22 protein-coding genes are annotated in these 18988 nt (G+C 60.2%); 13 read left to right on the top strand and 9 right to left on the bottom strand.

The window, feature by feature from the left end; translation table 11 throughout:
- Positions 1 to 205: 205 nt before the first annotated feature.
- Positions 206 to 466: a DUF1344 domain-containing protein gene (locus AC1DUP_RS18125; RefSeq protein ID WP_112542941.1), complete on the top strand. Its 261-nt coding sequence runs from the start codon at positions 206 to 208 to the stop codon at positions 464 to 466.
- A 12-nt stretch (positions 467 to 478) separates the two neighbouring features.
- Here the strand turns inward: AC1DUP_RS18125 and AC1DUP_RS18120 are convergent, their stop codons facing one another.
- The 4 genes from AC1DUP_RS18120 to AC1DUP_RS18105 form a co-directional block, all read right to left on the bottom strand.
- Entirely contained in the window at positions 479 to 1069 is a 591-nt protein-coding gene (locus AC1DUP_RS18120) for a histidine phosphatase family protein (protein ID WP_113297212.1), read from the bottom strand.
- Between the two features lie 32 nt (positions 1070 to 1101).
- On the bottom strand, positions 1102 to 1920 hold the full coding sequence (gene fabI, locus AC1DUP_RS18115) for an enoyl-ACP reductase FabI (RefSeq protein WP_113297211.1): 819 nt from the start codon (positions 1918 to 1920) through the stop codon (positions 1102 to 1104).
- Between the two features lie 122 nt (positions 1921 to 2042).
- Positions 2043 to 3239, bottom strand: coding sequence for a DnaJ C-terminal domain-containing protein (locus AC1DUP_RS18110; RefSeq protein WP_477833544.1), 1197 nt, complete (start codon positions 3237 to 3239; stop codon positions 2043 to 2045).
- Positions 3240 to 3527: 288 nt separating this feature from the next.
- Positions 3528 to 3986: an RT0821/Lpp0805 family surface protein gene (locus AC1DUP_RS18105; protein WP_477833542.1), complete on the bottom strand. Its 459-nt coding sequence runs from the start codon at positions 3984 to 3986 to the stop codon at positions 3528 to 3530.
- Positions 3987 to 4050: 64 nt separating this feature from the next.
- Here AC1DUP_RS18105 and pdxH point away from each other — a divergent pair, with 64 nt between their 5' ends.
- Entirely contained in the window at positions 4051 to 4671 is a 621-nt protein-coding gene (gene pdxH, locus AC1DUP_RS18100; RefSeq protein ID WP_477833540.1) for a pyridoxamine 5'-phosphate oxidase, read from the top strand.
- Between the two features lie 5 nt (positions 4672 to 4676).
- On the opposite strand, the gene AC1DUP_RS18095 is transcribed toward pdxH, so the two are convergent.
- Positions 4677 to 5711, bottom strand: a complete 1035-nt coding sequence (locus AC1DUP_RS18095) for a polysaccharide deacetylase family protein (RefSeq protein WP_477833538.1) — start codon at positions 5709 to 5711, stop codon at positions 4677 to 4679.
- 232 nt (positions 5712 to 5943) lie between these two features.
- Here AC1DUP_RS18095 and AC1DUP_RS18090 point away from each other — a divergent pair, with 232 nt between their 5' ends.
- Together AC1DUP_RS18090 and AC1DUP_RS18085 are read left to right on the top strand one after the other, a co-directional pair.
- On the top strand, positions 5944 to 7227 hold the full coding sequence (locus tag AC1DUP_RS18090; protein ID WP_477833536.1) for a serine hydrolase: 1284 nt from the start codon (positions 5944 to 5946) through the stop codon (positions 7225 to 7227).
- A gap of 62 nt (positions 7228 to 7289) precedes the next feature.
- The gene (locus AC1DUP_RS18085; protein WP_115035594.1) at positions 7290 to 7595 is read left to right on the top strand and encodes a nucleoside triphosphate pyrophosphohydrolase family protein; all 306 of its coding nucleotides are present in this window, start codon (positions 7290 to 7292) and stop codon (positions 7593 to 7595) included.
- A 12-nt stretch (positions 7596 to 7607) separates the two neighbouring features.
- Here AC1DUP_RS18085 and AC1DUP_RS18080 read toward each other — a convergent pair whose 3' ends face one another.
- The 3 genes from AC1DUP_RS18080 to AC1DUP_RS18070 all read right to left on the bottom strand — a co-directional run bounded on the left by AC1DUP_RS18080 (position 7608) and on the right by AC1DUP_RS18070 (position 10277).
- Positions 7608 to 8105 carry a GNAT family N-acetyltransferase gene (locus tag AC1DUP_RS18080; RefSeq protein WP_477833534.1) on the bottom strand — a complete coding sequence of 166 codons (498 nt, stop codon included), beginning with the start codon at positions 8103 to 8105 and terminating at the stop codon, positions 7608 to 7610.
- A 12-nt stretch (positions 8106 to 8117) separates the two neighbouring features.
- On the bottom strand, positions 8118 to 9533 hold the full coding sequence (tldD, locus tag AC1DUP_RS18075; RefSeq protein ID WP_477833532.1) for a metalloprotease TldD: 1416 nt from the start codon (positions 9531 to 9533) through the stop codon (positions 8118 to 8120).
- 81 nt (positions 9534 to 9614) lie between these two features.
- On the bottom strand, positions 9615 to 10277 hold the full coding sequence (locus tag AC1DUP_RS18070; RefSeq protein ID WP_477833530.1) for an invasion associated locus B family protein: 663 nt from the start codon (positions 10275 to 10277) through the stop codon (positions 9615 to 9617).
- A 314-nt stretch (positions 10278 to 10591) separates the two neighbouring features.
- Here AC1DUP_RS18070 and coxB point away from each other — a divergent pair, with 314 nt between their 5' ends.
- From coxB to AC1DUP_RS18040, 6 genes are all read left to right on the top strand, one after another.
- Positions 10592 to 11485 (top strand): cytochrome c oxidase subunit II, encoded by an 894-nt coding sequence (coxB, locus tag AC1DUP_RS18065; RefSeq protein WP_113309869.1) that lies wholly within the window; start codon positions 10592 to 10594, stop codon positions 11483 to 11485.
- A 17-nt stretch (positions 11486 to 11502) separates the two neighbouring features.
- The gene (gene ctaD / locus AC1DUP_RS18060) at positions 11503 to 13206 is read left to right on the top strand and encodes a cytochrome c oxidase subunit I (protein WP_113297200.1); all 1704 of its coding nucleotides are present in this window, start codon (positions 11503 to 11505) and stop codon (positions 13204 to 13206) included.
- Between the two features lie 67 nt (positions 13207 to 13273).
- Entirely contained in the window at positions 13274 to 14230 is a 957-nt protein-coding gene (locus AC1DUP_RS18055; protein ID WP_113297259.1) for a heme o synthase, read from the top strand.
- Positions 14230 to 14367 (top strand): hypothetical protein, encoded by a 138-nt coding sequence (locus AC1DUP_RS18050; RefSeq protein ID WP_477833527.1) that lies wholly within the window; start codon positions 14230 to 14232, stop codon positions 14365 to 14367. Before AC1DUP_RS18055 ends, AC1DUP_RS18050 begins: the two co-directional genes overlap by 1 nt.
- Before the next feature lie 4 nt (positions 14368 to 14371).
- Positions 14372 to 14977, top strand: coding sequence for a cytochrome c oxidase assembly protein (locus AC1DUP_RS18045; protein ID WP_113309870.1), 606 nt, complete (start codon positions 14372 to 14374; stop codon positions 14975 to 14977).
- Between the two features lie 57 nt (positions 14978 to 15034).
- Positions 15035 to 15913, top strand: a complete 879-nt coding sequence (locus tag AC1DUP_RS18040; protein ID WP_113297198.1) for a cytochrome c oxidase subunit 3 — start codon at positions 15035 to 15037, stop codon at positions 15911 to 15913.
- A gap of 77 nt (positions 15914 to 15990) precedes the next feature.
- Here the strand turns inward: AC1DUP_RS18040 and AC1DUP_RS18035 are convergent, their stop codons facing one another.
- Positions 15991 to 16632, bottom strand: a complete 642-nt coding sequence (locus tag AC1DUP_RS18035) for a chloramphenicol phosphotransferase CPT family protein (protein ID WP_477833524.1) — start codon at positions 16630 to 16632, stop codon at positions 15991 to 15993.
- Between the two features lie 126 nt (positions 16633 to 16758).
- Between AC1DUP_RS18035 and AC1DUP_RS18030 the strand changes: the two genes are divergently transcribed.
- From AC1DUP_RS18030 to ispH, 3 genes are all read left to right on the top strand, one after another.
- Positions 16759 to 17139, top strand: coding sequence for a DUF983 domain-containing protein (locus tag AC1DUP_RS18030; RefSeq protein ID WP_113297258.1), 381 nt, complete (start codon positions 16759 to 16761; stop codon positions 17137 to 17139).
- Positions 17132 to 17884: an SURF1 family protein gene (locus AC1DUP_RS18025; RefSeq protein WP_477833522.1), complete on the top strand. Its 753-nt coding sequence runs from the start codon at positions 17132 to 17134 to the stop codon at positions 17882 to 17884. Before AC1DUP_RS18030 ends, AC1DUP_RS18025 begins: the two co-directional genes overlap by 8 nt.
- 61 nt (positions 17885 to 17945) lie before the next feature.
- Positions 17946 to 18950: a 4-hydroxy-3-methylbut-2-enyl diphosphate reductase gene (gene ispH / locus AC1DUP_RS18020; protein WP_113297195.1), complete on the top strand. Its 1005-nt coding sequence runs from the start codon at positions 17946 to 17948 to the stop codon at positions 18948 to 18950.
- Positions 18951 to 18988: the final 38 nt, after the last annotated feature.

The raw sequence follows: 18988 nt of genomic DNA, 5'->3' as shown, positions 1-18988 counted from the left end.
GTTAATTTACGATTGCGCGCATTCGGAGCTGCTAAATCGCGTAAACAGAGAGAAAAGCACGGTGAACGGAGCCTCTTGATTATCCGTAAAATCCTATTCATCAATTGGGCGCCGAAAGCCATTCTTCCGGGCAATTTTCGCCATATTCAGGAGTTTATCTGTGGCCACTCGATATCAACGGCGACGTTTCAAAGGGATTGCCGACATGCGTTTCGTTATTGCTACGCTTCTGGCCACGGCAAATTTTCTTTCGCCTATGAGCAGTTTTGCCGAGAGCGCTGATGTCGAGGCGACGATCAAGAAGGTCGACACGACAAATCTTGTCCTGACGCTCGATGACGGCAAGACCTATCAGGCGCCCGAAGAGTTCGATTTCGAAGGCCTGAAGGCCGGCGTCAAGGTTGTGATTTTCTATACGGAAGTCGACGGCAAGCGCGTCATCAACGATCTCGATATCGTCAAATAAGCCCAGAATGGACTAGATCCAGCCGATCAGGCTCTGCGACGTCTCGATCTTCAAAATTCGGTCCTGGGGAATTTCGCCCTCGGAGGCGACGTCCTTCGGCAAGTTGGAGATCATCTTGAATAGGCTTCTGATGACGCCGCCGTGGGTGACGCAGACGGTTGGCCGATCGACCGAATTCAGCCATGCGCCGGTCCGCCACGACATGATCTCGTAGCTTTCCGCATCCTCGCCCGGCGGAATGAAATCCCATTTGTTGATGTTGCGTTCTGTGACGCGCTCGGCCTGCGAGGCCCGGAGCTGCTTGAGCGTGTGGCCTTCCCAGTCGCCGAAGGAGACTTCGACCAGGCGTTCGTCGGTGCGGTATTCCCCGGGCGGGAGCCCCATGGCTGATCGCATGATCTCCATGGTCTCGCGCGTGCGTCCGAGCGGGCTTGCGACGAAATCGAACTCCGCATCTTCGCCCTTCAGGATCGCCGCAAGGGCGATCCCGTTCTGCTTCGCCTGTTCGCGGCCGATCGCGTTGATCGGAATATCCTTCTGCCCCTGCAGGCGCCGCTCAGCATTCCAGTCGGTCTGGCCGTGTCTGATCACATAGATAAGCACGGGGATCGGCTCCACTTAGGGGCTAGGACGCCTCAGTCCTTGATGACGGAAATATCAGGCGCGTCCACAGCCTTCATGCCGATGACATGATAGCCGCTGTCGGCATGATGCACTTCACCCGTCACCGAACGCGACAGGTCCGAGAGAAGATAGAGGCCGACATCGCCCACTTCCTCGATGGTCACGGTACGGCGCAGCGGCGCATTGTATTCGTTCCACTTGAGGATGTAGCGGAAATCGCCGATGCCGGAGGCGGCGAGCGTTTTGATCGGGCCAGCCGAAACGGCGTTGACGCGGATGTTCTTCGGTCCGAGGTCGACGGCGAGATACTTAACGCTGGCTTCAAGCGCCGCCTTGGCGACACCCATGACATTGTAGTTCGGCATCACCTTTTCTGCACCGTAATAGGTGAGGGTGAGCATCGAACCACCCTCCGTCATCAGCTTCTCGGCGCGGCGAGCGACCGAGGTGAAGGAGTAGACGGAGATCTGCATGGTCTTGGTGAAATTGTCAGGCGAAGTATCGACGTAGCGACCGGTCAGCTCATCCTTGTCGGAAAAACCGATGGCATGCACGATGAAATCGATCTTGCCCCACAGCTTCTCGACATTTTCGAAAACGGCATCGATCGTGGATTCGTCGCTCACGTCACAATGGCCGACCATGACAGCGCCGATTTCGGCAGCCAGGGGCTCCACACGCTTCTTCAGGGCGTCGCCCTGGTAGGTGAATGCAACTTCTCCGCCCTGCGCATGAATGGCCTTAGCAATACCCCACGCAATCGAACGATTGTTGGCGACACCCATGATGACGCCGCGTTTGCCTGCCATGAGGCCGGATGCTTGAGCCATATTTCGTTTCCCTAGGAATTCTGATGATCCTGCCTATGGCATAGGCCGTTAATCGGTTCAAGCTTGGCAAAGATCATCAACTGTTAGGGATCGTAACAAAGGGTGCGATTGTCACCGAAATTTCATAAAAACAGCCCTTCACGCATGCTCCGCATGAGATCGGTGACCTTGTCGTCGGGTTTTTCCCACAACATAATACGCAATTCCACGACGAGATCGCCTTTTCCGCCGCTGTCGTTGGGCAGGCCCTTGTCGGGAATGCGGATCGTCTTGTCGGAGCCGGACCAGGCAGGAACCGTCACATTGAGCGGTCCCTGCGGACCGTCGATACGCGCCTCGGTGCCGAGCACCGCATTCTCGATGTTCAACGGCAGCACCACATGCACGTCGAAACCGTCGACGGTGAAGCGTGGGTCGGCGGCGATATGGATATTGATCACGGCGTCGCCGCGCTGCATGCCCGGCAGCTTGAAACCCTGGCCCTTGAGCCGGATCTGGTGGCCTTCTGTCGTGCCGGCCGGCAGGGCGAATCCGACTTCGCGGCCTTCCGGAAGGGAAACAGTCGTCCAGCTTCCCTTCATGATGTCTTCGATCGTCACGGTCGCGGTCGCGACTTCGTCTGGCGCTTTCTCAAGACCCGGCTGGCCGGCGCCGGTGAAGCGGCGCACAAGCGAGGTCAAAAGGCTGAGTGGCAGCGACATGTTGGCGCCGCCGGCAACAGAGGCCTCTGTCTGCTCGTCCTCTGCCTTGGCGGGGTCAGATTCCGCGGTTTCCTGTTCTGGCGCCTTGGCCGCCTCGGCTGCATGCGGCTTGGCCTGCGCCTGCTGAGAATGCGCCTGCTGGGCCTGCGATTGGGCCTGTGCGCCGGCAGTGCGGGCTGTCTGCGCGCCGAAGATGCGCTCGACCATCTCTTCCGCAGCTTCCGTTGCGCCGGCCTGCTGCTGTTTAACACCTGCTGCCGCGGCAGCCTTCTGCGCATTGGCATTGGCGCGCGCAAGCTCTTCCATCACGCGCTCGGCGTTGGCCTGCGCAGCCTTTGCGCGGACAGCCGCCTCACGGGCCGCGTGCCGCTGCTGCATGATCGTTTGTTCCTGCTTCTTGGCTTCTGCCATGCGCACGGCATTGTCGAAGAGATTGCGCTTCCTCGGATCTTTCAGCGTTTCATAGGCGCGGCCGATCTCGGCAAAACGCGCGGTCGCCGTCGGGTCACCCTGATTGTGATCGGGATGCACGGCCTTGGCCATGTTGCGCCAGGCCGCCTTTATTTCGTCCGCCGCCGCGTCACGCTTGACGCCCAATATCTTGTATGGATCACGCATTGTTCGCACCGCCGCTGTCGCAATCCGGGAGGCATGTTCCTCGTGGCCGTTCCCGGAAACCGAATAATCAACTCAGACGCGCCGTCCGGTTCGCTGATGCGAAAGGAAAGCCCGCTCGTCGGCCGATCGTGCGGGAGAGTTGCTAATCACTTCTTATTTCCGAACTTGGATATGGGGTGTTTTGCCGCGAATGGTTAGCCTTTCACTAAACATTGAGGCGAATTGGCACGGCACATTAACCCTGGCGTGTCAGGGGCGCATCGTGCCGAAACAGGTGGAGAGACAGGGTCAGCTTTCCGGCTGGAAGCTCAAAAGCTGCCAGTTGCCACCGCCGACGAGGCAGGTCTTGCCAAAGAATTTGGCGATGCCGACATAGGAGTGCCGCGTCGTGCGGAACTGGCGGCAGACTTGGCCGGCGTCATTATTCTCGACGATCGTGTCGATGATGCCGGCGCTGCCGGTCGAGGCATTGGCCCAGGGAAGCGGCTGTCCCTCGAGCTTCTGGATATCGGCGGAGGTCACGGCGTTGCGCACCGTCATCTCGTCTGAAAGCGTATCTGTGCTGGGAGCAGGCTGGGGCACGGTGCCGGTCGCCACCGAACGGTCGACCTTTGCCGAACTCAGGAAATCGAACCCTCCAGCCACGCAGCCGGAAAGTGACAGAATCGCGATACCGACGATGGAGAGTCTGAAGCTGCGGCGCAGCGAACCCTTTGTATGGCGATATGTCTTTGCTATGACTTCCACCCTGTATCCTTCCCCAGCTTCAAAGGCTGGGTCAGTTTTAATAAATCGCGGGATTTGAATTAATATGTCGGCAAACGGGTTAACAGGTGGTGACTTTACCGAAAGTGAAGAGCCCTTCAAGCTCTTTGGGGAATGGCTGAAGGAGGCGGAGGCTTCCGAAGTCAACGACCCCAATGCTGTCGCGCTCGCGACGGTCGATGAAGATGGACTGCCCAATGTCCGCATGGTTCTCCTGAAGGGTTTCGATACCGACGGATTCGTCTTCTACACGAATTTCGAGAGCCGGAAAGGTCGCGAAATCTTGGGGCAGAGGAAAGCCGCCATGTGTTTCCACTGGAAAACGTTGCGCCGTCAGGTGCGGGTTCGCGGCCCCGTCGAATTGGTCACCGAGACCGAAGCCGACGCTTATTTCGCCACCCGCGCCCGTGGCAGCCGCATCGGTGCCTGGGCTTCCAAGCAGTCGCGCCCGCTCGAAAGCCGTTTTGCACTGGAAAAGGCCGTTGCCGAATATACGGCGCGCTACGCAATCGGCGAAATCCCGCGTCCGTCCTACTGGTCCGGCTTCCGGATCCGCCCGACCTCGATCGAGTTCTGGAAAGACCAGAAATTCCGTCTGCACGACCGCATCGAGTTTCATCGCCCCGCACCGGAAGGCGCCTGGGATAAGGTGAGGATGTATCCCTAGAGGCGTTATTTTCCGAGCAGTTTCAAGGGAACGCCCGAGGCCAGCGCCGAAACGTAGCGTGGCTTCTGGTAAAACCCGTTGAGCGAAATGCGCGGCATATAGGTGGCGTTGCATGCGGCCGGGAAGCCCGGCTGCGTTGTGACCGCGACGGAAAAGCCGAGATTTGCCGCAACGCCAGCTTCCCGGCCTGTCGCAGCCTCCGGCGTGCCGTAGGGATAGGCGATCGCCCGAGGGCGAATGTCGGTGATCCGCTCGACATAATCGGCCGAGATTTCCATCTCGATCCGCGCTTCCGCCTGCGGCAGGCGGGCCAGCGCCCGATGGCTGATCGTATGGGCGCCGAGACTGGCGAGGGGGCTTGCCGCGAGCTTGCGCAGCTCCTGCGGCCCCATGACCAGTTCCCGCGTGATGTCGACTGGCTCAATTCCGTGGCGCCGGGCCAGCGCGTCCACCTCAGAGATGGCGCGGCTCTCGTCCAGCCTGTGGATAAACTCGGCAAGCCGGTCGAAGGCGTGCCATTTCCGGACCGGCGTGTCGAGCGCCAGTCTCTCCCGCCCGCGGCCGAAGTTGAATTCGACGCTGTTCTCCCTGCCGAGCAGCAGCGCCAGCGTTTCCCACCAGATGCTGTGCGAGCCTTCGGCAAAGCCTTGTGTTATGAAAACGGTAAAGGGAGCCCGATGCCGTTCGAAGACGGGCAGGGCATGGTCGAGATTGTTGCGATATCCGTCATCCAGCGTGAAGGCGGCAAACAGCCGATCGTCCTGCGGGTCCGACAAGAGGGAGGGCACCGCTTCGAGCGGTACGAAACGATAGCCGCTCCGCTTCAGCCGTCGAAGCGCGGCATCCAGAAATTCCGGTGTGATTTCAAGGTGTCGGTTCGGCTCGAACGGCTGGGCGACATGCGGGCGCACGTGATGAAGTGTAAAGATGACGCCGCGTCCGCGGGCCTCTTTCATGAGCCCGGCGGCATTCGCCAGCCAGGCCGCTTCCAGCCCGCTGCCGATCGCGATGCGCTTCAGCCGCCGCTTCCACTGACTCATTTTTCCCGTGACCCCGCTTTGCAATCGTGTCACACAAGCTATCAATGCCGCCGTTAAACCTTGCTGAATCCTGCCCGGAAAACGGTTTCTTTATCGGCTGTTAACCAAGCGAAACAAAAGCTTGGAAAAAACTTGGGCGTTGCCTCAAAGTCGCGCCAGATTGTGGGCATCTGTCACAATACGGGACATAATCCGGCTGTAGCGACTCGCCGGATAGAGTGAGGGGAAGTGCATGACAAGGCTTTTGGCAGCCATTCTGACCGCGACGCTGGCACTTTCTGCGCCTGTTGCGGCCGTCGCCGGCAGCGCTTCCCTCGTGCTCGATGCCCGCACCGGCAAGATCCTTGCGTCCGAAAATGGCGATACGCTGAACCATCCGGCATCGCTGACGAAGATGATGACGCTCTATCTCACCTTCGAGGCGCTCAATCGCGGCAAGCTCACCTGGGACACGCCGGTCACGATGTCGAAATATGCGGCCTCCCGTCCGCCGACGAAGCTCGGCGTGAAGCCGGGCGGGACGATCACCGTGCGTGAGGCGGTCTATGGCATGATCGTCAAATCGGCCAACGATGCTGCTGCCGCCATCGGTGAAAAGCTCGGTGGTTCGGAAAGCAATTTCGCCAGGCTCATGACCCAGAAGGCCCGCCAGCTCGGCATGAGCCGCACGGTCTTCGTCAATGCATCCGGCCTGCCGGACAAGCGCCAGATCACGACGGCGCGCGACATGTCCATGCTCGCCGTGGCACTGATGAAGAACTATCCCAGCGAATATCGCCTCTTCTCCATCGTGAGCTTCAATTTCCGTGGCCAGACTATCCGCGGCCACAACAATCTCATGTACCGCTACCAGGGAATGGATGGCATCAAGACCGGCTATACCAATGCCTCCGGCTTCAACATCGTCAGCGCCGTGAGGGACGGCAACCGGCGCGTGATCGGCGTGGTGCTCGGCGGCCGCACGGCCCGCAGCCGCGACGCCAAGATGGCAGCACTCTTCGATCGTTATATGGGCCGCGCGTCCTCTTCCGGCGGTGCAAAACTGGTCGCGAGCATGAATGCCAAGGAACAGGTCGAGGTAGCCTCGGCCGCTGACGACACCGATGTTCCGGTGCCGGCGAATGCGCCGCGCGTCGCCGACGCAGCATCCGCGCCGAAGGCGCTTGGTTTTGCCGATGACAGCGTGATCCCGCTGGAGCGTCCGGCGGCAATGGATGAGATCATGAATGCCGGCAAGGCGCAGAAAGCATCGGCTGGCAAGACAGGTGGCTGGCAGATCCAGATTTCCGCGGCCCCGAGCGCGGATGCTGCCCGTGCGCTTCTTGCGCAGGCTAAGTCCGAGGCCGGTGCGCCGCTCGTTTCCGCCTCGCCTTACACGGAAGCTGTCGGCAAGGGCGCCAATGCGGTTTACCGCGCCCGTTTCGTCGGCTTCCAGAGCAAGGAAGACGCGACGTCTGCCTGCGACGCCCTGAAGAAGCGCTCCTATGACTGCATGCTCCTGCCGGACCAGGGCTGAGCTGCACGCTCTGGACAATTTGCGGGAATCGGCGCTCTCCTCATAAACAAAAGGAGAACGTCATGCTGCAGCGCCTTGCCGATCAGTTCGAGATATCATCGTCCGCCTACGCCGCCGCTAACGACATCGCGCGCGATGCCGACTGGTTTCTGCTGAAACTGCAGGAGGAGATGGGTGAACTGACGCAGGCCTGGAACCGCCTGACCGGCCGCGGCCGTGCCAAGGGGCGCTCGCCCAAGGAGATGGAGCGCGACCTCGCCGACGAGACCGCCGACATCCTCGGCCATGTCCTGCTCTTCGCCCGCCGCCACGATATCGACCTCGCTGCGGCAATCGAGCGGAAATGGAAATTCAGGCCGGAGGCCTGATCCGTTTGCTTATCAGTTGGCGGCGACCTTGCGCCGGTAGAATTTGCTGTCCACCGCCATGAGAGGAAATGCCTGCGGCAGGTCTTTGCTGGCGATCTCGGAAAAACCGTTCTTTTCGTAAAACCGGTGTGCGGCAAGGAATTTGTCGGTCGTGCCGAGGAAGATGTCGGTCAGGCCAACTTCGCTCGCATGGGCAAAGAGAGCTTCCAGTAGCCGGGCGGCGACGCCGTGCTCGCTGCCCCGCACCTCGGCGGCAACGAACATCTTCCGGAGAGCCGCCTGATTGTTGCCTATGTCCTTGAGGCCGACCGTGCCGGCGACGGCGCCGTCCTTCACTGCAACCCAGAACTGGCCCTTGCCCGACTGGTAGAAGTCGGGAATGACGCGCAGGTCCGGCTGCGCGTCAGCGGTGATGTCGATGTCGAATTCTTCGCGCTGGATCGGCAGGATGACCGAGCTCACGCCATCGGCATCGTCAGGGGCGAAGGTTCTGATTTCGATTTCGACCATGACAGCACTGCCTCAGGCCTGCGTGCCGCCGACGGTGACCTGATCCATACGCAGATGCGGCTGACCGACGCCGACAGGCACCCACTGGCCGCCCTTGCCGCAGTTGCCGATACCGGTATCGAGCTTCATGTCGTTGCCGATCATCGATACGCGCTTCATTGCATCCGGGCCGTTGCCGATCAGCATGGCGCCCTTGATTGGTGCGCCGATCCTGCCGTTTTCAATGAGATAGGCCTCGGTGCAGCCGAAGACGAATTTGCCTGATGTGATGTCCACCTGACCACCGCCGAAGGAGACGGCGTAGACACCCTTCTTGACCGAAGCGATGATTTCTTCCGGCGTCTTGTCGCCGCCGAGCATGTAGGTATTGGTCATGCGCGGCATCGGCACATGCGAATAGCCCTGGCGGCGACCGTTGCCGGTGGGGGCCATGCCCATCAACCGGGCGTTCTGCCGGTCCTGCATGTAGCCGACCAGCTTGCCGTTGTCGATCAGCACGTTATAGGCCGAAGGCGTGCCCTCGTCGTCGATGGTGATCGAGCCGCGACGGTTGTCGATTGTGCCGTCATCGACAACCGTCACGCCTGGCGATGCCACCATCTGACCCAGCAGACCAGCAAAAGCCGAAGTCTTCTTGCGGTTGAAATCACCCTCGAGGCCGTGGCCCACTGCCTCATGCAGCATGACGCCCGGCCAGCCGGAGCCGAGCACGACATCCATCGTACCCGCTGGTGCCTCGATCGCTTCGAGATTGACGAGCGCCTGGCGCAGCGCCTCGTCGGCGCCCTGCTGCCAGCTTCCCGTCGCGATGAAATCGCCGAAGCCGATGCGGCCGCCCTGGCCGTAGGAGCCGCTTTCCTGCCGGTCGCCTTCTCCGACCATGACGGAGATGTTGATGCGCGTCATCGGCCGGATATCCTGCACGCGATGACCGTCGGCACGCAGGATATCAACCACCTGCCAGCTCGCCGCGACCGAAGCCGTAACCTGCCGCACCTTGTCATTCTTGCCGCGCAGATAGGCGTCGATATCAGTCAGAACCTTCACCTTCTCTTCGAAGGTCGGCGAGCCGATCGGGTTCTCGTCGGTATAAAGCTTCCGGTTGGTCCGCTGGGGTGCTGCGGCGTAAGAGCCGGAATAACCGCGCGTAACGGCGCCGACCGCGTCGGCTGCCCGCTTCAGCGCCGAAACGGAAAGGTCGCCAGCGTGGGCGTAGCCGACAGCCTCGCCGGCGACTGCCCGCAGGCCAAAACCCTGTTCGGTGTTGAAGCTGCCGCCCTTGAGACGGCCATTGTCGAAGGTCAGCGATTCCGCCTGCGCGTGCTCGATGAAGAGCTCGCCGTCATCGGCGCCGGAAAGCGCCTCGGCGACATGCTTGCGCATCGTCGCTTCATCGGCATCGAAAAGCGTCAGCAGATCGGTGGTCATGGTCTTTTGCTCCGCAAGAAGAGCGGGAATGCTCAATAGCCGATGTAGGTCTGTTGTACCACGCGAGCAAGCCCTGACGGATCAGGGCAGGGAGTCGTAGCCTTCCGCAAAGCCTTTAAGGTCCACAGGGATGCCAATGCCTTCTTCCGGCGTCTGGAAGACGATGAAGGTTGCCTGTGCGCCGCTGCGGAAAGTCTTCAGGAGCTCGTCCTCGAGAACGACTTCGGCATAGCAGCCATCGGCGAAGCAGCGCACGAAATAGGCGCGGCCGATATCCTTGCCGTCGACATTGAGGCCGAGGCCGTTCGGGAGCAGCACGCCGAGCGGTGCCAGCACGCGCAGGATCTTCGACTTGCGGTCGGCTGTCTTCAGGACGACGACCGACAGGCCGACTTCCGGCCGGTCTTCGGCGATGACGTTTTGCATTAGCGCACACTGCTCGGTCGAAGCACCGGCCGGCTTGTCGCAGACGACGGACCACGCGCCATGGTTGGACCTCACCGTGCCGGGAGCCGGTGGCTGTGTCTGGCCGGGTGTCACCTGCTCGACGTTCGGCGTCGCAGATGGCGCGGGCTGCTGTGCCGGAGCGGGCTTCGGGGCAGGCGCGGTCGGGCGCGACTGGGCGGGCGTCGGCGGCTGCTGCGCGAAGACGGGGCTCGTCGCGGCGGTCGCGATGCCTGCGGTCAGTACAAAAGACCGCGCGAGGGAACGGAAACCCATGAAAACCTCTGGATATCGAATCATTGCCGCTATTGTTGAAGCTGCCCACAAAAAATGAAAAGCCCCACCCCGTGAAAACCGGGGGACTGCGGCAGAAATAGGACCTCGCCAAAAGAATGTGCAATAGCTGGATTGGCCGCAAAGCCTGTTTTTCGTATGCTGATGAAAAGCTTGCGATGTTTTGCCATGGTTGACGATGCGCTCTTGGAGCAAAAATGCCGCATAGACAATTGCTTCTGCCTGTTGCGGCGGATGCCAAACTGTGGTTTGAAGCGCAGAAGATGGCAAGGATTCTGTGTCCGATTTGATGCAGATCAGCGCTCGAGGGAGATTACAAGGTGATTAAGAAGGCTTTTGCAGCTCTGACCGCGCTGGTCTGTCTGCTTTTTGCTTCCGGCACATTTGCCGATCAGCCGATGCCGTGGCAGGCTACGCTGCAGCCGGCAGCAACGCCGATCATGCGGGAGATCCGCTGGTTCGAACAATACACGCTGTGGTTCATCGTTCCGATCACGCTGTTCGTTCTCGTTCTTATTCTCGTCGTCTGTTACAAGTTCCGTGCTTCGGCAAACCCGGTTCCCTCCAAGACGAGCCACAATACGGTGATCGAAGTCATTTGGACCGTGGGGCCGGTCTTGGTGCTTCTCTTCCTCGCCGTTCCCTCCTTCACACTGCTGACCGCGCAGCTCACCCTGCCGGAAAATCCGGATGTGACCATCAAGGCGACCGCGACCCAGTGGCAGTGGAATTACGAATATGAAGGTTCGGGCGAAACGCCGGTTGCCTTCGATTCCTATCTTCTGAAAGAGCCGGATCGCGCCTCTGCAGGCAAAACCGATCTCGCCGTCTATCCGCGTCTTCTGGCTGTCGACAACGAACTCGTGCTGCCGGTCAACAAGACGGTCCGTGTTCTCGTCACCGCCGCGCCGACCGACGTCATCCACGCTTTCGCCATGCCGTCCTTCGGCGTCAAGATCGACGCCGTTCCGGGTCGCCTGAACGAAACCTGGTTCCGCGCCGAGCGCGAAGGTCTCTTCTACGGCCAGTGTTCCGAGCTTTGCGGCAAGGATCACGCGTTCATGCCGATCGCCATTCGCGTCGTCTCCGAAGACAGGTACAAGCAGTGGCTGACCACAGCTGCCAGCGACCTGCCCGGCGCCTACAAGACACTGATCGCCGCTGCCGATGGTTCTGCAAAGACCGTCGATGTCGCTGAAAACGTCGCAAAGTAAGATAGGGGATCGGGACAATGGCTGGACCTTCCGCTCACGACGATCATTCTCATGATCACCACGCTCATGACGCTCATGCGCATGACGACCACCACGATCACTCTCATGCGCCGAGCTTTGCCGACCGCTGGTTCTTCTCCACGAACCACAAGGATATCGGTACGCTCTACCTGATCTTCGCGATCTTCGCCGGTATCATCGGCGGCCTTCTCTCCGTTGCCATGCGCATGGAGCTGCAGGAGCCGGGCATCCAGATCTTCCACGGTCTGGCCTCCATGGTCTACGGCTTCGAAGGCGATGCCGCCATCGATGGCGCCAAGCACATGTTCAACGTCTTCACCACCGCTCACGCGCTCATCATGATCTTCTTCATGGTCATGCCGGCGATGATCGGCGGTTTCGCCAACTGGATGGTGCCGATTATGATCGGTGCGCCTGATATGGCTTTCCCGCGCCTGAACAACATCTCCTTCTGGCTGATCGTTCCGGCATTCCTGCTGCTGTGTATCTCGATGTTCGTCGAAGGCCCGGCCGGTGCTTATGGCGCAGGTGGCGGCTGGACCATGTATCCGCCGCTCGCAGTCGGCGGTCAGCCGGGTCCGGCGGTAGATCTTGCGATCTTCGCGCTCCACATTGCCGGTGCCTCGTCCATCCTCGGTGCGATCAACTTCATCACCACGATCCTCAACATGCGCGCTCCGGGCATGACGCTGCACAAGATGCCGCTCTTTGCCTGGGCCGTGCTGATCACCGCCTTCCTGTTGCTGCTCTCGTTGCCGGTTCTGGCTGGTGCCATCACCATGTTGCTCACCGACCGTAACTTCGGCACGGCGTTCTTCGCGCCGGAAGGCGGCGGTGATCCGATCCTCTACCAGCACCTGTTCTGGTTCTTCGGTCATCCGGAAGTTTACATCCTGATCCTGCCGGGCTTCGGCATCGTCAGCCACATCGTGTCGACTTTTTCGAAGAAGCCGGTCTTCGGTTATCTCGGCATGGCCTACGCCATGGTCGCCATCGGCGCCGTCGGCTTCGTCGTCTGGGCTCACCACATGTATACGGTCGGCCTGTCGCTTGACGCACAGCGCTACTTCGTCTTCGCGACGATGGTCATTGCCGTTCCGACGGGTGTGAAGATCTTCTCCTGGATCGCAACGATGTGGGGTGGCTCGATCACCTTCCGCACGCCGATGATCTGGGCGATCGGCTTCATCTTCCTCTTCACCGTCGGTGGCGTGACGGGCGTCCAGCTCGCAAACGCCGGCCTCGACCGCTCGCTGCATGACACCTATTACGTCGTGGCTCATTTCCACTACGTTCTGTCGCTCGGCGCCGTCTTCGCCATCTTCGCTGCCTGGTACTACTGGTTCCCGAAGATGACCGGCTACATGTACAACGAGTTCCTCGGCAAGCTGCACTTCTGGGTCATGTTCATCGGCGTGAACCTGGTGTTCTTCCCGCAGCACTTCCTCGGCCTTGCCGGCATGCCGCGCCGCTACATCGACTACCCGGATGCATTTGCCGGCTGGAATTATGTTTCGTCGATCGGCTCCTACATCTCCTTCGTGGGCGTAATCATCTTCCTCGTCGGTGTCTGGGAAGCCTTCGCTAAGAAGCGCGTTGCCGGTGACAATCCGTGGGGTGAGGGCGCAACGACTCTCGAATGGCAGCTGCCTTCGCCGCCGCCATACCACCAGTGGGAACAGCTTCCGCGCATCAAATAAGATGCCGGACCACCAGGCGCCGCAAGATTCTGCGGCGTCTGGCAATTGAGTTATTCAGGACGGAATGATGACGGTTTTCGACAATCACGAGGCTCTTGCGGACGATGGCGACTTTCGCCTGTCGGAAGCAGGTGCGCGCGATTATTTCGAGCTTCTGAAACCGCGGGTCATGTCGCTCGTGGTCTTCACGGCCTTTGCCGGCCTGGTGCTGGCACCGGGTCACATCAACCCGATCCTTGGTGTAATCGCCATTCTTTGCATTGCCGTCGGCGCAGGCGCATCGGGTGCGCTGAACATGTGGTATGACGCCGATATCGACGCCGTCATGAGCCGCACTGCCAAGCGTCCGATCCCGGCTGGCCGCATCATGCCGAAGGAAGCGCTGGCCTTCGGCCTCGTCCTCTCCTGCTTCTCGGTGACGATCCTGGGTCTTGCGGTCAATTGGCTGTCGGCTTTTATCCTCGCCTTCACCATCTTCTTCTATGTCGTCATCTATACGATGTGGCTGAAGCGCTCGACGCCGCAGAACATCGTTATCGGTGGCGCGGCCGGCGCTTTCCCGCCGATGATCGGCTGGGCCTGCGTGACGAACTCCGTCACGATCGAAAGCACGGTTCTTTTCCTCATCATCTTCCTGTGGACGCCGGCCCATTTCTGGGCGCTCGCGCTCTTCAAGATGCGGGATTACGAGGCTGTCGGCGTGCCGATGCTGCCGAACGTGGCGGGTGAGCGCACTACCAAGCACCAGATCGTCGCCTATGCTGTGCTGACGGCCATCTGCGCCGTGCTGCCGACCTTCCTCGGCTTTGCCAGCGCCGGTTATGGCGTGGTGGCCGCGGCACTCGGCGCGGTCTTCATATACTGTTCCATCGCCGTCTGGCGTATGCCCGACGGCGATCTCAAGATGATCCCGGCGAAGAAGCTGTTCGGCTTCTCGATCTTCTATCTCTTTGCCGTATTCTCGGCGCTGATGCTCGACCGGCTCGTTGCCGTGCTCGTCTCGTATGCAGGAGGCTCGTTCTGATGGAACTGGTCAAGCTTACCGAAGCGCAGCGCAAATCGCGTCGCAATCGCAACATCGCACTCGGCGTCGTGCTCGCCGGTCTGGTGATCCTTTTCTACGCCATCACCATCGTCAAGTTCCTGGGACATGGAGGCTGATACGATGAGCGATGTCGCCACCGCACCGAAGAAGCCGCGCAATAACGGTGCCGTTGTCTTCATGTGCCTGAGCTTCGTCGTCGGCATGGGCGCTATGAGCTATGCTGCCGTGCCGCTCTATCGCCTTTTCTGCCAGGTGACTGGTTACAACGGCACAACGCAGCGTGTCGATCAGGTCTCGAATGTCATTCTCGACCGTACGATGCGCGTGACTTTCGATGCCAACGTCGCTCCCGGCCTGCAGTGGGAATTCAAGCCGGTCGAGCGCGAGGTCAATCCGAAGATCGGCGAAACCATCCAGGTCAAATTCATCGCCGAGAACCGTTCCAACGAAACTCAGCGCGGCCAGGCGATCTTCAACGTGACGCCAGGCGAGGCGGGCGCCTATTTCAACAAGGTGCAATGTTTCTGCTTTAATGAAACAGACCTGAAGCCGGGCGAGAAGCTTGAAATGCCGGTCGTGTTCTACATCGATCCGGAAATTACCAAGGCCGCTGAATCGAAAAGCATTCGCACGGTCACGCTGTCATACACGTTCTATCCCAAAGAGGGTCCGAAGCCGGTGGCTTCGAATGAGAATGGAACGGGACAGACTGAAAAGAAACTTTGATTGAGGAGTGTTTCCGGCGTTGCCGGAAGCGGAGAAGGAAGACACCGGGGATCTGACATGGCCGATGCTCATCAGAAGAATCACGACTATCACATCATAGCTCCGAGCCCGTGGCCGATATTGGCCTCGTTCGGCGCATTCCTGATGGCCTTCGGCGGCGTCGGCTACATGCGCTACCTGAACGGCGGCTCGCTGCATGTTTTCGGTATCGAGTGGGCCCATCCGTGGGTCTTCTTCATCGGGCTGGCTGTCGTTTTCTACGTCATGTACGGCTGGTGGTCCGACACCGTGAAGGAAGCACACGAGGGCGCCCATACACGCGTCGTGTCGCTGCACCTGCGCTACGGCATGATCATGTTCATCGCTTCGGAAGTGATGTTCTTTGTTGCCTGGTTCTGGGCTTATTTCGATGCCAGCCTCTTTCCGCACGAGGCAATCCAGGCTTCGCGCCTTGCCTATACCGGTGGCGTCTGGCCGCCGAAGGGCATCGAGGTTCTCGATCCTTGGCACCTGCCGATCTACAACACCGTCATCCTGCTGCTCTCTGGCACGACGGTGACCTGGGCTCATCACGCTCTGCTGCACAACGACCGCAAAGGCCTTATTCAGGGCCTGACGCTGACGGTTGTGCTCGGCGTGCTCTTCTCCAGCGTCCAGGCCTATGAATATGCACATGCTCCGTTCGAGTTCCGCAATTCGATCTACGGCGCAACCTTCTTCATGGCCACTGGCTTCCATGGCTTCCACGTTCTGGTGGGCACCATCTTCCTGTTGGTCTGCCTCATCCGTGCGTTGCGCGGCGACTTTACGCCAAAACAGCACTTCGGCTTCGAGGCGGCTGCCTGGTACTGGCACTTCGTCGACGTCGTCTGGCTCTTCCTGTTCTTCTGCATCTATGTCTGGGGCGGCTGGGGCGCTCCGGTGGCTGCGGGCTGATACGGGCCGGATAGAAATTAAAAAAGGCGGGCGCCACTGGCCCCGCCTTTTTCTTTGTCCAGATACCGCCCTTCGTCTTACCGTTGGCCAGCCAGCCTCTCGAAGGCTGTAGGCTCGGGAATGCCGAGATCCAGCTGGTGGCGGATTGCCTCGGCGCATTCGAGCGCCGTCAGCACAGACGTATCGACCTCCATGTCATAAAGGCCGGGGCGATGCACCTCGTCCTGCCAGCGCTGTACCGGTTCGGGAACGGGCACTTCTCCCGTGCCGCGCAGATAGAGCGTCTCGCGCCCTTCCTCCGCGATTTCCCGCCGCTGCATGATCGTCTCGATCGGGCATCTGACGCCGACGAACAATACGGGAAAACCCTCCAGGCGCCGGGCGCAGTCGCCGAGAATGCCGAGTGGCTGCGAATAGCTGTCGTGATGGCCGAGATCGGCCACCACGTTGAGGCCCAATCCGGCGTGAATGGCGATCGATTCGTAAAGCGCTGCATAGAGGAACGGCACCAGTTCCTCCAGGTCCGGCCGCTCGCCGCCCGGCCTGAGCCCGATACCGGGCAGGTAGCGCTTCGGCGTCATGGCATTATATGTATCGACGCCGAAGTTGATCCACGGTCCCTCGAATTCCTCCTGGATCGCGCGCGCGATGCTGGATTTGCCGCTTCGCGGCGCACCGTTCAGGATAATGATCTGTCCGGCATGGCTATCGTTGGTCATCAGTCTTCTTCTTCTGTTTGGCGCGAATCGCTGAGGCGAAACCGCGCAGGCATTTCCATTCGGGATGCGAATACTTTATGGGAGAGTTAAGGCAGGCGACGAAAAGCCGCCTGCATGGAGATCGGCATGAGTGAAGATAGCGCGCAATTTCCACCGGTCGACCCGGTCAAGACCGGCATCAAGGGATGCTGCCCGCGTTGCGGTCACGGCCAGCTTTTCGATGGCGTGCTGGGGCTCAAGCCGCGTTGCGCCGCCTGCGGGCTCGACTATTCCTTCGCCGATGCAGGTGACGGCCCCGCCGTCTTCGTCATCCTCATTGTCGGCTTCATCATTATCGGTTCGGTGCTCTGGCTGCAGGTCAATTATGCACCTCCGATCTGGGTTCACATTCTGCTCTTTGCCCCGCTCACAATCATACTCTCCCTGCTGGCGTTGCGCTGGTGCAAGGGCATCCTGATCGCCATGCAATATCGCCACAATGCCCGCGAGGGACGCCTGAGTGACTGACATCGAAAGTCCGGCCCCTCGCCGCAAGCTGCCGGTGTTTACCGGCATAACCGTTCTCATTGCGCTCGCCATCCTGATTTCGCTCGGCACCTGGCAGGTGGAGCGTCTTCACTGGAAGGAAGGCCTGCTCGCCGATATCGCCGAGCGCCGAGCCGCAGCCCCGGTTCCACTTGCCGATATCGAGACCATGGCCGCTCAGGGCGGCGATATCGAGTATCGCACGGTCACCGCAACCGGCCGCTACATCAACAACAAGGAGCGCCATTTCTTCGCCACCTGGCGTGGCCAGACCGGCTATTACATCTATACACCGCTGCAGCTTGCGGACGGGCGCTATATCCTGGTCAACAGAGGCTTCGTTCCCTACGAGAACAAGGAGCCGGAAATGCGCATGCAGGGTCAGTTGACCGGCGAGCAGACGGTAACCGGCCTCGCGCGCGCCAAACTCCCCGGCAAACCCTCCTCGTTGGTGCCTGACAATGACGTGGCAAAGAACATCTTCTACTGGAAAGATCTGGATGTGATGGCGTCAAGCGTCGACCTCGACAAGACTGATGTCCTGCCCTTCTTTGTCGATGCCGATTCCACGCCCAACCCCGCGGGCTTTCCAATCGGCGGCGTCACGCAGGTCGATTTGCCGAACGACCATCTGCAATATGCCTTCACCTGGTATGGGCTGGCTGCGGCGCTCGTCGGTGTCGTCGCCATCTCCTGGTTCCGTCCCCGCAAGGGTGCAGCGCAATAGTATCGCTTCAATTCCGACCCATATTGGGTTAGAGGTCCCTGAAGCTTAATCTGGATATGTTATGAACATTGCGGCAAAACCTCCCTTGACGATCAGGCTCTGCGGTCCGCGCGGCTTCTGCGCCGGCGTCGATCGGGCAATCCAGATCGTCGTGCTGGCTCTGAAGGCCTATGGTGCGCCTGTTTATGTCCGCCACGAGATCGTCCATAACCGCTATGTCGTGGAGGGTCTGGAGGCCAAGGGCGCCGTTTTCGTCGAGGAACTTGACGAAATCCCGACGGAACATCGTGCCCAGCCGGTCGTCTTTTCTGCCCACGGCGTGCCGAAATCCGTGCCCGAGGATGCCAATGCCCGCAATCTCTTCTATCTCGACGCAACCTGTCCGCTGGTTTCCAAGGTCCACAAGCAGGCGATGCGCCACAACCGCCTCGGCCGTCATGTCGTCCTGATAGGCCATGCCGGCCATCCCGAAGTGATCGGCACCATGGGTCAGCTGCCCGAAGGCACTGTTTCCCTCATCGAAACTGTCGAGGATGCGGACGCCTATCAGCCTGATGATGCCGATAATCTCGGCTATGTCACGCAGACGACGCTTTCGGTCGACGATACCGCCGGCGTCATCAAGCGGCTTGAAGAGCGCTTCCCCAACCTGCGGGCTCCGGCCGCTGATTCCATCTGCTATGCCACGACCAACCGCCAGGAAGTGGTCAAGGAAGCAGCCCCCGGCTGCGATCTGTTCATCATCGTCGGCGCACCGAATTCGTCCAATTCCAAGCGGCTTGTCGAAGTGGCGCTCAGGGCGGGGGCGAAGAAGTCTATCCTCGTGCAGCGTGCTTCCGAACTCGACTGGGATGAGATCGGCCCGATCGCTACGCTTGGCCTGTCTGCCGGTGCCTCTGCCCCGGAAGTGATCGTCAACGAGATCATCGAGGCCTTCCGCACCCGCTTCGATGCCCGCGTCGAGCTTGCCGAAACCGTGCAGGAAAACGAGCATTTCCTCGTCAACCGCGAACTGCGCAGCCTTGAACTGACGACGGCCGACATGGCATTCGTGAACGGGGAATGAAGTGAGGGGATCTCCCTCTCTGTCCTGCCTATCTGACG

Source organism: Rhizobium sp. 01L419, from assembly GCF_056400025.1.
Note: the sequence above shows the minus strand (reverse complement) of the source record. Positions and strands in the feature narration are given on the sequence as shown.

Coding starts and splice junctions, on each gene's coding strand:
- AC1DUP_RS18040 (WP_113297198.1), top strand. CDS start 15,035: ATGGCCGATGCTCATCAGAAGAATCACGACTATCACATCATAGCTCCG.
- AC1DUP_RS18090 (WP_477833536.1), top strand. CDS start 5,944: ATGACAAGGCTTTTGGCAGCCATTCTGACCGCGACGCTGGCACTTTCT.
- AC1DUP_RS18030 (WP_113297258.1), top strand. CDS start 16,759: ATGAGTGAAGATAGCGCGCAATTTCCACCGGTCGACCCGGTCAAGACC.
- AC1DUP_RS18035 (WP_477833524.1), bottom strand. CDS start 16,632: ATGACCAACGATAGCCATGCCGGACAGATCATTATCCTGAACGGTGCG.
- tldD (WP_477833532.1), bottom strand. CDS start 9,533: ATGACCACCGATCTGCTGACGCTTTTCGATGCCGATGAAGCGACGATG.
- AC1DUP_RS18125 (WP_112542941.1), top strand. CDS start 206: ATGCGTTTCGTTATTGCTACGCTTCTGGCCACGGCAAATTTTCTTTCG.
- AC1DUP_RS18070 (WP_477833530.1), bottom strand. CDS start 10,277: ATGATTCGATATCCAGAGGTTTTCATGGGTTTCCGTTCCCTCGCGCGG.
- AC1DUP_RS18080 (WP_477833534.1), bottom strand. CDS start 8,105: ATGGTCGAAATCGAAATCAGAACCTTCGCCCCTGACGATGCCGATGGC.
- AC1DUP_RS18055 (WP_113297259.1), top strand. CDS start 13,274: ATGACGGTTTTCGACAATCACGAGGCTCTTGCGGACGATGGCGACTTT.
- AC1DUP_RS18045 (WP_113309870.1), top strand. CDS start 14,372: ATGAGCGATGTCGCCACCGCACCGAAGAAGCCGCGCAATAACGGTGCC.
- AC1DUP_RS18095 (WP_477833538.1), bottom strand. CDS start 5,711: ATGAGTCAGTGGAAGCGGCGGCTGAAGCGCATCGCGATCGGCAGCGGG.
- AC1DUP_RS18085 (WP_115035594.1), top strand. CDS start 7,290: ATGCTGCAGCGCCTTGCCGATCAGTTCGAGATATCATCGTCCGCCTAC.
- ctaD (WP_113297200.1), top strand. CDS start 11,503: ATGGCTGGACCTTCCGCTCACGACGATCATTCTCATGATCACCACGCT.
- AC1DUP_RS18050 (WP_477833527.1), top strand. CDS start 14,230: ATGGAACTGGTCAAGCTTACCGAAGCGCAGCGCAAATCGCGTCGCAAT.
- pdxH (WP_477833540.1), top strand. CDS start 4,051: ATGTCGGCAAACGGGTTAACAGGTGGTGACTTTACCGAAAGTGAAGAG.
- ispH (WP_113297195.1), top strand. CDS start 17,946: ATGAACATTGCGGCAAAACCTCCCTTGACGATCAGGCTCTGCGGTCCG.
- AC1DUP_RS18110 (WP_477833544.1), bottom strand. CDS start 3,239: ATGCGTGATCCATACAAGATATTGGGCGTCAAGCGTGACGCGGCGGCG.
- fabI (WP_113297211.1), bottom strand. CDS start 1,920: ATGGCTCAAGCATCCGGCCTCATGGCAGGCAAACGCGGCGTCATCATG.